Here is a 14,646-nt window from a genome sequence, read left to right as displayed (position 1 = left end):
GCGCTGCGACGGTGCGTCAGCGGTAGAATCGCCGCAATCAGCACAACAAACGATTCAGAGGTCGACGCGGTGGAGTTGCAGCAGGGCTTTGTCCTGACCCGACATTGGCATGACGCGCCCGAAGGCACCTTCGTGGAGTTCTGGCTGGCCACCGACCAGGGGCCACGGCAGCTGCGCCTGGCGCCACAGGCATCGGTGGCATTCATCCCCCAGGCGCAGGAAGCGCACGCACGGGTGCTGCTGGCCAACGAAGCCGGTGTCGAGCTGCGGCCGCTGCAGCTGAAGGACTTTGACCACCGCCCGGTGCTGGGCCTGTACTGCCGCCAGCACCGGCAACTGATGCAGTTGGAGCAACGCCTGCGCACGGCCGGTATCGAGGTGTTCGAAGCCGATATTCGCCCGCCCGAGCGCTACCTGATGGAGCGCTTCATCACCGCCCCGGTGCAGTTCACCGGCCAACCGGATGCCCAAGGCGTGCTCTGCGATGCCCAGCTCAAGCCCCTGCCGGGTTATCGCCCGCCGCTGCGCCTGGTGTCGCTGGACATCGAGACCAGCGAGCGGGGCGAGCTGTACAGCATTGCCCTGGAAGGCTGTGGCCAGCGCCAGGTGTACATGCTCGGGCCGGCCAACGGCACGGCTGATGGCCTGGACTTCGACCTGCACTACTGCGCCGACCGCGCCGATATACTGGCCTGCCTCAACCTGTGGATGGCCGAGCACGACCCGGATGCAATCATCGGCTGGAACCTGATCCAGTTCGACCTGCGCCTGCTGCACGAGCACGCCAAGCTGCTGCAGGTACCACTGGCACTGGGACGCAATGGCGCGCCGATGACCTTGCGCAGCCATGCCGGTGGTGGCCACGTGTTCGCCGATGCCCCGGGGCGGCTGCTGATCGACGGCATCGAGGCGCTGCGCTCGGCGACCTGGAGCTTCCCGTCGTTCAGCCTCGAAAGTGTCGCCCAGACCTTGCTCGGTGAAGGCAAGGCCATCGATACGCCGTACCAGCGCATGGATGAAATCAACCGCCGCTTCGCCGAGGACAAGCCGGCGCTGGCGCGCTACAACCTCAAGGATTGCGAGCTGGTGACGCGCATCTTCGCCCACACCCGCCTGCTCGAATTCTTGCTGGAGCGGGCCTCGGTCACCGGCCTTGCGGTGGACCGCAGCGGTGGCTCGGTGGCTGCGTTCTGCCACTTGTACATTCCGCAGATGCACCGCCTGGGCTTCGTCGCGCCCAACCTCGGTAGCCGCCCCGACGAAGCCAGCCCCGGTGGCTTCGTCATGGATTCGCGCCCGGGCCTGTACGACTCGGTGTTGGTGCTGGACTACAAGAGCCTGTACCCGTCGATCATTCGTACCTTCCTGATCGACCCGGTGGGGCTGGTCGAAGGTTTGCGCCTGCCCGACGATGAACACTCGGTGGAAGGCTTCCGGGGTGGGCGTTTTTCCCGTAGCGAGCATTGCCTGCCGGCCATCGTCGAGCGGGTATGGCAGGGCCGGGAAGCAGCCAAGCGCGAGGGCAATGCGCCGCTGTCGCAAGCGCTGAAGATCATCATGAATGCCTTCTACGGGGTGTTGGGTTCGAGCGGCTGCCGCTTCTTCGACCCGCGCCTGGCTTCGTCGATCACCATGCGCGGCCACCAGATCATGCGCCAGACCCGTGCGCTGATCGAAGCCAGGGGCTACGAGGTGATCTACGGCGATACCGACTCCACTTTCGTCTGGCTCAAGGGCGCCCACGGCGAGGAGACTGCAGCACGCATCGGCCGTGAGCTGGTGGCCGAGGTCAACCAGTGGTGGCGCGAACACCTGCGCGAGCAGATGAACCTGGATAGCGCGCTGGAGCTGCAGTTCGAGGTGCATTACCGGCGCTTCCTGATGCCCACCATCCGCGGTACGGACGAAGGCAGCAAGAAGCGCTACGCCGGGCTGGTGCAGCGGGCCGATGGCAGCGAGCAGATGGTCTACAAGGGCCTGGAGTCGGTGCGTACCGACTGGTCGCCGCTGGCCCGGGAGTTCCAGCAGGAGCTTTATCGCCGGATATTCCGCGGGGAGCCTTACCAGGCGTATGTGCGCGATTATGTACGGCGCACCCTGGCGGGCGAGCTGAATGAGCTGATGGTGTACCGCAAGCGTTTGCGCCGGCCGCTAGTCGATTACCAGCGCAATGTGCCACCGCACGTGCGTGCGGCCCGGCTGGCCGATGACTACAACCGCCGCCTTGGCCGCCCGTTGCAATACCAGCGCGGCGGCTGGATCAGCTATCTGATCACCCTGGCGGGCCCCGAACCCCTGGAAAACCTGCAAGCGCCGGTGGACTACGAGCATTACCTGACGCGGCAGCTGCAGCCGGTGGCCGATGCCATCCTGCCTTTTGTTGGCGACAGTTTCGAAGGGTTGACCGGCCAGCAGCTGGCGCTGTTCTGAAGAGGTGGTACCTATCTAGCTTATCGCTTGGCAAGCCTGCGTCTAGTGTCGGGCCTTTTGATCAGCCCGAGGCGCAACAACGTGACTACACCCAGCCAGGAACAACCGCCAACTGCCGATACGCTGGCCATGGAGCAGGCCTATCAGGACAACCTCATCGTCAAGCGATTGCCCAGATGGATTCGCCGGCTGCGAATCGTATCGCTGACCGAGCAGAACATCCCGGCCAACGGTCTGTATGAATCGCAGCATGCTGCATTACGCGACGCGTTGAAAGACAGCCTGGCCTGTCGACAGTGGCTGGAAAAGGAGCTTGCGCGAATCGAGGGCGTCGACCGTTTCGTCAAGCCGCTGCTTCGACACGCCATGCAGGAAGAATTCGGTACCACGGAAAATGTCGATGGCCTGTATTTCAGGCGCTGGTACACCTACACCGCTCCCAGCCAGGGCACCGTGTGGGGGCGCTACCCGGTGGTGGAAAAGGACTATTTCGACGTACCGCTGATCGAGGCGGCACTGGACAACTTCACGCCGGGCGAGGGGCGGAACGAACAGCACAAGGACAACTGCATCGTCGACAGCCTGTCGCAACGGCTCGCCGCACCAACCGCGCCAGCCTTCGCACGCTTGTGCCGCAAGCTGGATCTGGGCAGGCGCTATCAACAGCACCTGGACACCGTGCTCAAAGCGCCGAGCAGCCAGGCAAGCGGCTGGCGCAGCATGGCTTCGACGCTTGCCCAGCTTTACAGCTCGGTCATGCTGATCGATGCGTGCAAGGCTAAAGGCGATGGAGTACTGAGTGCTGCCGAACTGGACCTGGTGCTAGAGCTATGCAAGCACGGGAGACCTGGCACGCTGTACGAGTCGAAAGTGGTGGCCCGGCAACTCAAGGCGTTCGGCTGCGATTTGCAACAGATCGTGATACTCGATGTATTTCATGACAAAGTCAGCCGCAAGATCATTGTCTATATTCCCGATGACCCCCACGGTCCCTGGACCGCAAGCCCCGACCTGGAAAGCTTCACCCGCAAGGTCTTGGGCAAGCGTCTGCGAGACAAGCGCTATCAGGATTTCTTCAAACGCTTCGTACGCCGGCGCGACAGCCAGCAGTTCTTCTCCAGGGTTGCCAAGGAACTGGTGGGCGTCGCCGATTGGGCAACTCGGGAAATGGACCAGCACATGCGGGACTACCCGCTGCCGTTGTTCGCCCACCTTGCCGCCGCGCGCATTGCCCATATCAAGGACGATGCTGCGCTGATTGCAACGCCGGTGTCAGACCTTGACCGCAAGGCCCAGGAAGCCCATCGGCAAAGGTTGGTTGCCGAGGGTTGGACCCTGGCCACGGTGGCGGGCGTGTTCATCCCCGCACTCAATGCACTGCTGCTGGCGGTAATGGTCTGGGACCTGCTGGGCGAGCTGTTCCAGGCCGTTGAAGACTGGCGCGAGGGCGATACCAGCGCCGCAATGGAGCATGTGCTCAACGTGACCAAAGACCTGGCCGTGATCGGTGTCACCGCCGTGGTATGGCGGGAAGCGAGCCGGGCCTGGGCCGCATTGGACCAGTGGGTGCCAGCGCGCCTGGAAGACGGCAGCGAGAAGCTCTGGAATGGAGACCTGGTGCCGTTTCGCAGCGCTGCACCTCCCGCTGGGGAAGTGGCCGATGCAATGGGCATCTACCGTGCCCAGGACAGAAGCTGGATGATCATGGACGGCCACAACTACGAAATCGTCCAGCGCGCAGATGAAGAGTGGCAACTGGCACCACGAGGTGGTCATGGACCTTTGTTGCGTCACAATGACGCCGGTGCCTGGCGGCTATGGACCGAGCAACCGGCCAGCTGGACAGACAAGCACAGGATGTTCCGCCGCCTTGGTGAGCGTTTCGCTCGCCTGGATGATGAACAGATTGACCAGGCCATGGCCGTCCATGCTCTGGATGCAGACCATCTACGGGCGCTGCATGTGTACGGCCGGCCACCTGAGGCCGAGCTGGTCGATACCGTAGAGCGCCTGCTGATCGATCGCCGGCTGCAAACCCTGCTGGACGATTTGAAGCTCGGGCGGGTGCCGGAGGACGCGCCGTTGCTGGCGAAGGCCCGCGCCCTGCCTGGCGTCACCGAGCAGGGCGGGCCAGCATTGGCGGCGCAGGTCTCGGCAAGGCGGCGCCAGCTGTTTCAACAGGTGTATGACGGGCAGCAGGAGCCAGACGATGCGGCGGTGGCAACCTTGCGCAAGGCGTTCCCGAGCCTGCATTGCCGAGCGGCGCGCGAGCTTGTGGGCGAGCTGTCGGCAGAAGGTGCGGAATTTCAGGCACTGGTCGGCGGCACAGTGCCGCTCCGGTTGGTCGAAAGGGCCAGGCTGAGCGTACTGCGCATACGCGTTGCGCGTGCCTGCGAGGCGCTGTTCATCGAGACGCCCCAGACCCTGGACCAGGCCAAGGTCGCGCTGACACTGTTGGAGACTCTGGATGTCAGGGAGACCAGGCCGCGCTGGCGGCTGTACGATGGCGGTAGCCCGCAGCCGATAATGACTACTGCTGGTGACGGGCAGAACTACAGGCTTGTGCATGACAACGGGCGGTTCGAGCTTGAGGACGCGTTAGGCCTCGAGCTGCGCGGCCCCGGCGAGCTGTTCGAGACCTTGGCGGAAGCGTTTGCCCCGGCCGATCATGCGGCACTCGGTATCACTGAACCCTACGCACCGAGTTTGAGAGCAGTGTTGGCTCGGCAAATGCCCGGGCACAGCAGGGTACTCGCCCAGGTGTTGGGCAAAAACCCTCGACAGCCATGGATGCTGGCGCCAGTGCGCCTGGAGGATGGCAGGGTCGGATACCCGCTGGGCGGCTGCCAGGGATGCTTTGCCCGGTCTGCGTCTCGACCCCGGGCGTTCGAGGCGCGTCTGCGCGACCTTTACCCAGCGTACAGTGACGAGCAGATCGAAGATTGGCTGACCACCTTGCATGCTTCGGGGCGTGATACCGACACCGAACTCGGTGTGCTCGAAGAGCAAGCCCGCAGGTTGAACGACCACCTGAAAAGCTGGGAGTGGCGAGGGTTGCTGAATCGCGATCGACCCGAGCGCAAACGGTTTCGCAAAGCACTCATGCAATGCTGGCGGGAACGGGTGCCCGCTCAGGTTCTCGCTCAGCATGAACGTCTGACGGTAACTTGGCAGTTCAGCGCGTATGACCTGCGCTCATTGCCTGAATTGGGCCCACTCTTCAGCTTCCCGCACGTTACCGAGCTTTCCCTGCGTAGCCTGTTGCTGAAGGAGGTACCAGAGCAATTCCTGCTTTCATTCCCCAATCTGAGCTCGCTGGAACTGAGCTACAACAAGTTGCAACGTCTGCCAGAGAGCCTGTCGTTGCTCAATGACTTGCGCATACTCGACTTGTCCGGCAATCGCATCTCTCTGGACGAGTCCCAGGCTCAAGTGCTGGCGCAATGCAGCCGGTTACGTTACCTGAACCTTTCGCACAACCGCTTGAACATGACCTTTTCTGTGGCGCAGATGAACCAGTTGGCCGAACTGCGTTTGCGCAATGCCGGGTTGGTACTGCTGCCCGAGGGCATCACGGATTGTCAGACGTTGTACATGCTCGATGCTTCCAACAACTTCATCAATCTGTTGCCCCCTAACTTCATCCAGTCCCGGTTGTGGCGGGAAGGCTACGTGGCGCTGTCAGGCAATCCTGTGCTGCTGCAACAGGCTGAAGATGTGCAGGAGGCCTGGAACATTCCGGAGGACAGTTCAGTCCCTCACAGGTTTCGTTGGATGGACCGCCTGGACGGTGTGGAACGCGAAAATCTGGGTATCCGCTGGAGCACTATCGAGCAAATGGATGGGGTGACGAACTTCATGCAACTGCTGAAACAGCTTACGCGCTCGCAAGACTTCACCCATCCTCGATATGGGGAAATGCTGGCCTCACGCGTTCTGGCCATGATGGAAAAGGTGGACAAGTCAGCAGCACTGGCCAATGAAATTTTCGCCCATGCACTGGTCGAGAACTGCGCCGACAATGCCACGGTGGTCTTCCAGCAGCTTGAAATCCGATGCCTTGTGTGGGACGCCGAGCAGGCTGCCCCCTCTGGGAGCCAGGAACAAGCCCTGGTGAAACTGGCGCGGCAGTTGTGGAGGCAACAGGAGGTTGACTTCATCGCCTTGCGCGAGGCTGAGGCTGCAGGTGCGGGCAATGAGTCGATCGAATGGGCGCTGGCCTACTCGATCCGCTTGCGCGATGACCTGGGCCTCCCTGGCAACGCGCGGAGCATGCTACACGCGGGCATCCCGGACCTGGATGACGCTTCGGTGATGCGCGCGGCTGATCAAGTCAGGCGTAACGAGACAGACCAATCGGTGGCAGTGTGGATGGTCCAGCAACCGTTCTGGAGAAATTATCTCGAGAAACGCTACGTGCGCGAACTGGAAGTGCCGGCCAGTTTTCAGAACCAGTTGGCAGAGGATGCAGATGCCGAGGACGCCGCCAGGTTGATGGCGGAAATCAGGCTTTGGACCGAGAAGACCGAACTCCAACTGACCATCGAGGCTCTGCAACGGCCGGTATGACCAGGGCGCATTGGACTATGCTCAAGCTACAAGTGATAGAGGTACTTTTTCGGGCTCGGGACGGGGAGCGACCGCACTTGGTAACCGCCGGTTACTGTTCATTCAAACATGGAGGCCTTTTGCTGGTTTACGCTCGCTTGTCGGATCTTTCGCCCTGATCTGTAGTCTTCTGGTTTATCGAGAGAATAAGGAGATACGCATGCTCGTCCGGTCACTGACCCTCGCCACCTTGCTCGCGCTCGTCGGCCCTGTGTTTGCTGCCGACAGTGACGCGCCGCTGGCCAAGGAACTGGGCAAGGCCAGGCCCTTGGTCGTCATTGCGCCCAGCAGCGCCGACCCGACGTTGCGTGGGTTGAACGAGGCTCTCAAGGATCCGGCCACCCAGGCCGCCTTCAAGGAGCGAAACCTGGTGCTCTACAGCGTTGCCAACATGATGGGCAAGCGTGAGGACAAGAACCTGGAGCAGCAGACTACCATGGCCTTGATCCGCGAGTTGAAGCTGGGTGCCAGCAAAGGCACCAAGGTGATCCTGGTGGGCAAGGACGGTGAACGGCACATGCTCAAGGACGATGAGGAGGGCGGGGCCATTGACCCGCAGGTTATTTTCAAGGCGGTCGATGAGCTGCCTGCCAGCGAAAAAGCCATGACGGCGCCCGAACCTGTGGCTGCAGCGGCACCGGAAGCCAAGGCCAAGGACAGCAAGCCCGCCAAGCCCGCCAAACCTGCCGCGCCGCCCAAGCCGCTGGAAGACTGACCCTGCACGACGGCCCCGAGGCACCTTGGGGCCGTTGTGTATCCCACTGTATCTGCCCACGCTGCAGACCCATTCCCATACAAAACCGCACCCCGCGCGATACATCCACGACATACCGCAACGGCCTAATGGCTCCACATTCCAACCACAGTGGAGCGACACCATGACTCAAGTACGAAACACCCTCGGCCTGCTCGGCGCTGCCCTGATCGGCAGCATGGCTTTGAGCAGCAGCGCTTTTGCCGTCGAGCCGTTGGCCCAGGGTTACCAGCTGGCTTCGGCCAAGGTGGCAGGCGAGGGCAAGTGTGGTGAAGGCAAATGTGGTGGCAGCGCAAAGGCCACCCAAGGCGAAGGCAAATGCGGTGAGGGCAAGTGCGGCGCCAGCGCCAAGGCCGGGGCCGAAGGCAAGTGTGGCGAGGGCAAGTGTGGTGATGCCTCGTTCGCCAAGACCGACAGCAACCACGACGGCAAGGTCTCTCGCGACGAGTTCCTGGCGGTGGCCAAGGACCGTGCCGGCGACTTCGACAAGATCGACAGCAACCATGATGGCTTCATCTCCGAACAGGAGGCGGCGGATCACCTCAAGGCGATCTACCAGGCTAATGGCAAGGCCATGCCCGAAGGATTGTTCAGCCACCTGACCGGCAAGTCCTGACCTTCTGCCCCATGAACCGCGCAACGCCCCTCCTGCTGGTCAGGCGGGGCGTTGTGCCTGTTGCGGAGACCTGTTCATGCACCCCACATCTTTGCCCCCTGCACCGTTACAGACCGGGCTTGGCCTGCGCCGCGGCCTGTTGCCGGAACTGCTGGCCATGGAGGCTGGCGCCGTGGACTTCCTGGAATGCGCACCGGAAAACTGGATTGCCGTGGGTGGTGCCTATGGCAAGGGCCTGGCGCAGTTGGCCGAGCGTTTTGCCATTACCTGCCACGGGCTGTCGTTGTCGCTGGGTGGCAGCGAGCCGCTGGACCGCCATTTCCTTGGCCAGACCCGCCAGTTTCTCGATCGCCACCAGGTGCGCCTGTACAGCGAGCACCTGAGCTACTGCAGTGATGACGGGCACCTGTATGACCTGATGCCCATTCCGTTCACCGACGAAGCGGTGCACCATGTGGCCGCGCGGATTCGCCAGGCCCAGGAACACCTGGAGCGGCGTATTGCCGTGGAAAACATCAGCTACTACGCGGCGCCGTACCAGGCGTTGAGCGAACTCGATTTCATCCGTGCGGTCCTCGATGAGGCCGACTGCGACCTGCTGCTGGACGTCAACAACGTATTCGTCAACGCCTGCAATCACGGCTACGACGCCCGCGAATTCCTGGCGGGCTTGCCCCAGGCGCGGGTCACCGGCATGCACGTGGCTGGCCATTACGATGAAGCGCCGGACCTCAAGGTAGACACCCATGGGGCTGCGGTGAAGGAGGATGTGTGGGCGCTGTACGCGGTCGCCTGTAAGCGTTTCGGTGTGCAACCGACGGTACTCGAGCGTGATTTCAACTACCCGCCGCTGGTCGAACTGCTCGCCGAAACGGCGCGCATCCGTGCTGTGCAGCGTGCTTCTGGAGGGCATGCAGATGAATGAGGCCTTGCGTGAGCAGCAGTACACCTTGGCCCGACACCTGCGTGACCCGCAGCGCCATGCGCCGCCGCCGGGCGTGGAGGCCCGGCGCCTGAAGGTTTACCGCGAGCTGTTCTATGGTGCTATCGAAGGTTTGCTGGCCGGCAGTTTTCCGGTGATGCGCCAGGCGTTGGGTGAACCGCGCTGGCATGCCCGAGTGCGAGACTTCTATGCCAACTATCGCAGCCAGACACCGTTGTTCACCGAGATTGCCGAAGCGTTCGTCGATTACCTGCAAGGCATCGAACTGGATGCACCCTGGCAGCTGGAGCTGGCGCACTATGAGTGGGTCGAGGCGCAGTTGTATCTGAGCGATGCGCAGGACCCGCCCCATGACCCGGCAGGCGACCTGCTGGAAGGGGAGCCACTGTTGTCGTGTGTGGCGCGGGTGTTGGCCTATCGCTGGCCGGTGGAGCGGATCGGGGCGGATTACCAGCCAGCGGTCGCGCCAGAGGCGCCGACCTTGTTGCTGGTTTATCGCGATGCGGGGCTGAAGGTGCGCTTCGCGCGCCTGGCGCCGCTGGCGTACCGGTTGCTGGCGCTGGAACAGGGCAGTGGGCGGGCGCGGTTGCAGGCGTTGGGCGGTGCTGTGGAGGAGGGGCTGGCGTTGCTGGAGGGGCTGCGCGAGCAGGGGGTCATCATCGGTACATGTTGAATCGTGGTATTGGGGCGCTTTGCGCCCAATCGCCGGCAAGCCAGCTCCCACAGGTACAGCGCATGCCCAGAATCTTGCGCAGTACCTGTGGGAGCTGGCTTGTCGTGGCGACGAACCGCGGCGATGGGCTGCAACGCAGCCCCGGCGATATCACCTGCAGAACCGCCCTCTGAGCCAATGATCCAGGCTCAACCGCCCAGCCCCTTTCAGCAGCAGTGGCAGCAACGCCACCAGGTAGATCAGCGGCAGCTTGAAGTTGCCAAAGCCCTGGTCGGTAATCGCATAACCTTGGGCCAGTTCGGCCAGGCTCGACCAGTGCGCCGGCCAATGCACCGCGGCAATCGCCACCACGGTCACCACCATCAGCCCAAACGAGGCCAGCCGGGTACCCAGCCCCAACAACAGCAGTAACGGCAGGATCAGCTCCGCCCACATCGACAGCTGCCAGTTCAGCTCTGCAGGCAGCAGGTTGAAGGGGAACGGGAAGTTCGCCTGCAGGTCGGCGAACCAGTTGCTGCCATTGAATTTCTCCCAGCCGGATTCAAAAAACTCCCAGGCCAGAAACAGCCGCAATGGCAGGTCGGCGCTCCAGGTACCGAAGCGGTCGAAGGTGGTCAGGGTGCGGGTCAAGGTGGTCATGCTGGATTCTCTCTTCAGGAAAGGGCACGGGCGTTACGGCGTTGCTGACGGGCCAGCTTGGCGGTGAGCTTGACGGCGATGGCGCTGAACATCAGGGCGAACGCCAGCGGGTACCAGCCGCCCATGGGGATGCGTTTGTAGAACGACAGGCAGAACACCGCGGCCAGTACCCACATGCCGGTACTGTGCAGGGCCTGCCAGGCATGGCCACCCAACAGGCGCATCGGGGCCTTGAACGAGGTGATGGTGAGCAGCAGCAGGAACAGGTAGCCGAGGGTGCCGGGCAGGCTGGAAGTAAACGTGCGGCCGGCCCAGAACAGCTCGGGGAATTGCTGGGCATAGCGGTAGATCAGTACGCCGTGCACGGTGTGGGAAAAGGCGAATGCCAACCCCAGATAGCGCCGTTCCTGGAGGATGCGGCGGCTGCTGGTGCCAGGCAGCAAGGTCACCAGCGACGAGGCCAGAAAGGCCAGCAGGAATAGCGCGAAGGAGCTGCGCGCAGTGGCACGGATCGCACTGCGCAGGCCGTCCGGATCAGGTTGGCTGGCCAGGACCACGGCGGTCATCGCCAGGGTCAGGCCGGCGAGCGTGGCGAACAGCTTCCAGCCGGAGGGAAGGGTGAGGGGTTTCATCAGGGAGGCTCCCGGGGTGTGGTTGTGTGACCGGGAGTGTGTCGGGGTGGGGTATCTGCAGTGTGTCGGCGGTGGTGGGGTTGTGTATCGGATTGTAGAAGTCGCTCAAGCGCCGCAGTCCCTGTAGGAGCGGCCTTGTGTCGCGATGGGCTGCGAAGCAGCCCCAGGTTTTCAGCTTCGCCGCATGAATTGCCGGGGCCGCTTTGCGGCCCGATCGCGACACAAGGCCGCTCCTACCTGAGATTGCCTTACTTCAGCTCGATCTGCGCGCACAGCCCGCCGCCTGCGCGGTTGCTCAGGGTCAGTCGGCCGCCCATGGCCTGGATCAGCTGATGGGCAATCGCCAACCCCAGCCCGGTGCCGCCGGTGCTGCGGTTGCGTGAGCCTTCCACGCGATAGAACGGCTTGAGTACTTCATCCAGTTCGCCACCGGGGATGCCTGGCCCGTTGTCGAGCACTCGGATCACGGTCAGGTCCCCTTCGCGGCATACCTCCAGCTCGGCAGCACCAGCAAACTTGAGGGCGTTGTCCACCAGGTTCACCAGCACCCGACGCAGGGCATGCGGGCGGGTTTCCAGCAGGCTGCCGCTGCTGCCATGGCGCAGCACCTGGGCACCACTGTCCTGGTAGTCGAACACCAGGCTGTCGAGAAAGGCATCGAGGTTGACCCGGCACGGTGCCTCGGTGCTGGTATCCATGCTGCGGGCATAGGCAACGCCTTCGCGCACCAGATGCTCCATCTCGCCAAGGTCGTTCCACAGCTTGTCCTTCTCTACTCCTTCGTCCATCACTTCGACACGCAGTTTCATGCGCGTGATCGGTGTTTGCAGGTCGTGGGAAATGGCCGCCAGCAACTGCATGCGTTCCTTGAGGTAGGCAGCGATGCGCGCCTGCAGGGCGTTGAAGGCCACGGCGGCGTAGCGCACCTCGCGCGGGCCGCTTTCATCCAGCTGCACGCCAGGCTTGTCCGGGTCGAGATTGTCCACCGCGCGGGCCAGACGGGTCAGCGGGCCGATCGCCAGGCGTACCGCCAGCCAGGTGCACAGCAACAGCACGGCCAACTGGATCAGCAGCACCACGGGCAGCCAACGTGCCACCGGGAGCGGCGACGGGGTTACGTCGATGGTCAGCGGAGCGCCATCGGCGAGGGTCAGGTGGGCCTGGAAGTGCGCATTCGGGCCGGGGATTTCCTGGAAGGAAAGGCGATAGTCGGCGCCAATGGCCTTGACGATCGAGTCCGCGGCCATGGGCGGGTCGCTGGTCGGCATGGCTTCGCCCGCCAGGCCCTGGTCCAGCCGGTAGCGGTAGGTACGCCGCTCCAGACGCGGCAGCCAGGCGGGGCGCTCGGCCGCGGGCAGGCGGTCGAGGATGGCCACCGAGGTGGCCACGTCCTGCTCCAGGGTGCTGAGCATCATCGAGCGGCTGCTGATGTAGCGCTCGTAGGCCTGCAGGCCGAACGACAGGCCGTAGGCCAGCACCAGGCCGGTGAAGAAGATAAGTGCCAGGCGCGAGGCCAGGGTACGTGGCCACTTCATGATGGTGACTCGAGCAGTTGCACCGGCAGCGAGAACACGTAGCCCTCGCTGCGCACGGTCTTGATGCAGCTGGGTTCGCGGGCGTCGTCACCCAGGCGCTGGCGCAGGCGGCTGACCAGCAGGTCGATGGAGCGGTCGAAGATGTCGGCTTCGCGGCCCTGGGTCAGGTTGAGCAACTGCTCACGGCTGAGCACCCGCTGCGGGTGGTCGAGAAACACCCGCAGCAGGCGGTATTCGGCACCGCTCAGGGCTACCAGGGTGCCTTCGCTGTCGAGCAGGTGGCGCGCGGTGGTGTCCAGCCGCCACTGGCCGAAGCCGAGCAGGCGGCTGCTTTCGCTGATGGTCAGGTTGGGCGGCAGCATGCGCGTGCGGCGCAGCACGGCGTTGATGCGGGCCAGCAGTTCGCGGGCCGAGAACGGCTTGGTCAGGTAATCGTCGGCGCCCATTTCCAGGCCGATGATGCGGTCGGTTTCGTCGTTGCGGGCGGTCAGCATCAGCACCGGGGTGTTGCGGTGCTTGCCGGCGCGCAGCTCGCGGCACAACAGCAGGCCGTCGTCGCCGGGCATCATGATGTCCAGAACGATCAGGTCGACGCTGTTGGCTTCGAGAAAGGCGCGCATCTGCCGGCCGTCGGCGACGATGCTGGTGCGCAGGCCGTTCTTCTTCAGGTAGTTGCCGACCAGTTCGCGGATTTCGCGGTCGTCGTCGACGATCAGGATGTGATCGACGTGTTCCATGCGCTGCGTTCCTGTTCAAGAGGGGATGGGCGCAGTGTACCGAGCGCGTTCGCGCTTGCCTGCGGGGGTTTGTATTGCAGTGTATCTGCCATGCGTACAGACACAGGAGGAAGCACATCACAGCTTCGGGCGACACATACGGGATACCTGGCCGGCGTGAAATGGCTCTCGACCGGGGAGCGCAACTCCCCACCCTCAAGCGTTACACAGGAGAGATGCCATGAACTTCAATACCTTCGCCCGTGCCAGCCTGCTTGCCGTGCTCAGCTTCGGCGCCATTGCCGCCCAGGCCTCCACCATGCCGATGGACGACAGCGGGGTCATGCAGTACCGCTACGGTGACCACCTGGATGTGAAGAAAGTGCTGTCGATACAGGATGACCAGAGCGACGCCTGCGGCCTGGTGAACACCCGCATGGACTACCTCGACTCCAAGGGCCAGCGGCAGAGCGTGCAGTACCGCACCTATGCCACCGGCGGTTGCCATGAGAATTGATCGCCGCTTGTTGTTGAAGGTTGGCGGCATTGCCCTGGCGCTGGCCGGCCTGGGTCTGGGCGGGCACCTGATGGCCCGCGACAGCTACGGTGCCATGCCGTCGCTGTCCGGCGCCAGCCAGTGGCTTAACTCGGCGCCGCTGGATGGCCCCGGGCTCAAGGGCAAGGTGGTGCTGGTGGACTTCTGGACCTGGGACTGCATCAACTGCCGGCGCAGCCTGCCGCATGTGAACGAATGGGCGCGGCGCTATGCCGACCAGGGCCTGGTGGTGGTCGGCGTGCACACCCCGGAGTACGACTACGAGCACGATGTAGGCACCTTGCGTGACAAGGTGGCCAGCCTGGGGATCGCTTACCCGGTGGCGGTGGATAACGACTACAAGGTGTGGAATGCCTGGGGCAACCAGTTCTGGCCGGCACACTACTTTGTCGACCGCAAGGGGCAGGTGCGCCATGTGCACTTTGGCGAGGGGGATTATGGTGGGCAGGAGCAGGTGATACAGACGTTGCTGGATGAGAAAGGGTGAGTTGTCTGTGCCGGCCTCTTCGCGGGCTTGCCCCCACAGGGATTTGCGTAATCAGTG

At 63.3% G+C, this 14,646-nt stretch carries 12 protein-coding genes; 8 read left to right on the top strand and 4 right to left on the bottom strand.

Annotated elements, in window-relative coordinates:
- The first annotated feature begins 69 nt into the window (after positions 1-69).
- From IMX18_RS14855 to IMX18_RS14830, 6 genes are all read left to right on the top strand, one after another.
- Positions 70-2,430: a DNA polymerase II gene (locus IMX18_RS14855; RefSeq protein WP_191472929.1), complete on the top strand. Its 2,361-nt coding sequence runs from the start codon at positions 70-72 to the stop codon at positions 2,428-2,430.
- 81 nt (positions 2,431-2,511) lie between these two features.
- Entirely contained in the window at positions 2,512-6,999 is a 4,488-nt protein-coding gene (locus tag IMX18_RS14850; protein WP_217190586.1) for an NEL-type E3 ubiquitin ligase domain-containing protein, read from the top strand.
- A gap of 199 nt (positions 7,000-7,198) precedes the next feature.
- Positions 7,199-7,753, top strand: a complete 555-nt coding sequence (locus tag IMX18_RS14845; RefSeq protein WP_015269758.1) for a DUF4174 domain-containing protein — start codon at positions 7,199-7,201, stop codon at positions 7,751-7,753.
- Between the two features lie 163 nt (positions 7,754-7,916).
- Positions 7,917-8,408 carry an HvfA family oxazolone/thioamide-modified RiPP metallophore gene (locus IMX18_RS14840; RefSeq protein ID WP_013971966.1) on the top strand — a complete coding sequence of 164 codons (492 nt, stop codon included), beginning with the start codon at positions 7,917-7,919 and terminating at the stop codon, positions 8,406-8,408.
- Positions 8,409-8,484: 76 nt separating this feature from the next.
- Positions 8,485-9,333: an HvfB family MNIO-type RiPP peptide maturase gene (locus IMX18_RS14835; protein ID WP_015269759.1), complete on the top strand. Its 849-nt coding sequence runs from the start codon at positions 8,485-8,487 to the stop codon at positions 9,331-9,333.
- Positions 9,326-10,024 carry an HvfC family RiPP maturation protein gene (locus tag IMX18_RS14830; protein ID WP_015269760.1) on the top strand — a complete coding sequence of 233 codons (699 nt, stop codon included), beginning with the start codon at positions 9,326-9,328 and terminating at the stop codon, positions 10,022-10,024. Before IMX18_RS14835 ends, IMX18_RS14830 begins: the two co-directional genes overlap by 8 nt.
- 150 nt (positions 10,025-10,174) lie before the next feature.
- Here the strand turns inward: IMX18_RS14830 and IMX18_RS14825 are convergent, their stop codons facing one another.
- The 4 genes from IMX18_RS14825 to IMX18_RS14810 form a co-directional block, all read right to left on the bottom strand.
- Positions 10,175-10,663, bottom strand: a complete 489-nt coding sequence (locus tag IMX18_RS14825) for an HvfX family Cu-binding RiPP maturation protein (RefSeq protein ID WP_054572705.1) — start codon at positions 10,661-10,663, stop codon at positions 10,175-10,177.
- A 14-nt stretch (positions 10,664-10,677) separates the two neighbouring features.
- Entirely contained in the window at positions 10,678-11,295 is a 618-nt protein-coding gene (locus IMX18_RS14820) for a ferric reductase-like transmembrane domain-containing protein (protein ID WP_015269762.1), read from the bottom strand.
- A 248-nt stretch (positions 11,296-11,543) separates the two neighbouring features.
- Complete coding sequence (locus tag IMX18_RS14815; protein WP_015269763.1) at positions 11,544-12,830, bottom strand: sensor histidine kinase; 1,287 nt, start codon at positions 12,828-12,830, stop codon at positions 11,544-11,546.
- Positions 12,827-13,567 carry a response regulator gene (locus IMX18_RS14810; protein ID WP_003250463.1) on the bottom strand — a complete coding sequence of 247 codons (741 nt, stop codon included), beginning with the start codon at positions 13,565-13,567 and terminating at the stop codon, positions 12,827-12,829. The genes IMX18_RS14815 and IMX18_RS14810 overlap by 4 nt, the downstream gene beginning before the upstream one ends.
- Positions 13,568-13,787: 220 nt before the next feature.
- On the opposite strand from IMX18_RS14810, the gene IMX18_RS14805 reads away from it, so the two are divergent.
- Complete coding sequence (locus IMX18_RS14805; protein WP_054572704.1) at positions 13,788-14,063, top strand: DUF2790 domain-containing protein; 276 nt, start codon at positions 13,788-13,790, stop codon at positions 14,061-14,063.
- The gene (locus tag IMX18_RS14800) at positions 14,053-14,589 is read left to right on the top strand and encodes a thioredoxin family protein (protein ID WP_225903900.1); all 537 of its coding nucleotides are present in this window, start codon (positions 14,053-14,055) and stop codon (positions 14,587-14,589) included. Before IMX18_RS14805 ends, IMX18_RS14800 begins: the two co-directional genes overlap by 11 nt.
- Positions 14,590-14,646: the final 57 nt, after the last annotated feature.

The organism is Pseudomonas shirazica (assembly GCF_015168335.1).
GTDB classification, from domain to species: Bacteria; Pseudomonadota; Gammaproteobacteria; order Pseudomonadales; family Pseudomonadaceae; genus Aquipseudomonas; species Aquipseudomonas asiatica.
This window is presented reverse-complemented; position numbering and strand designations above follow the sequence as displayed.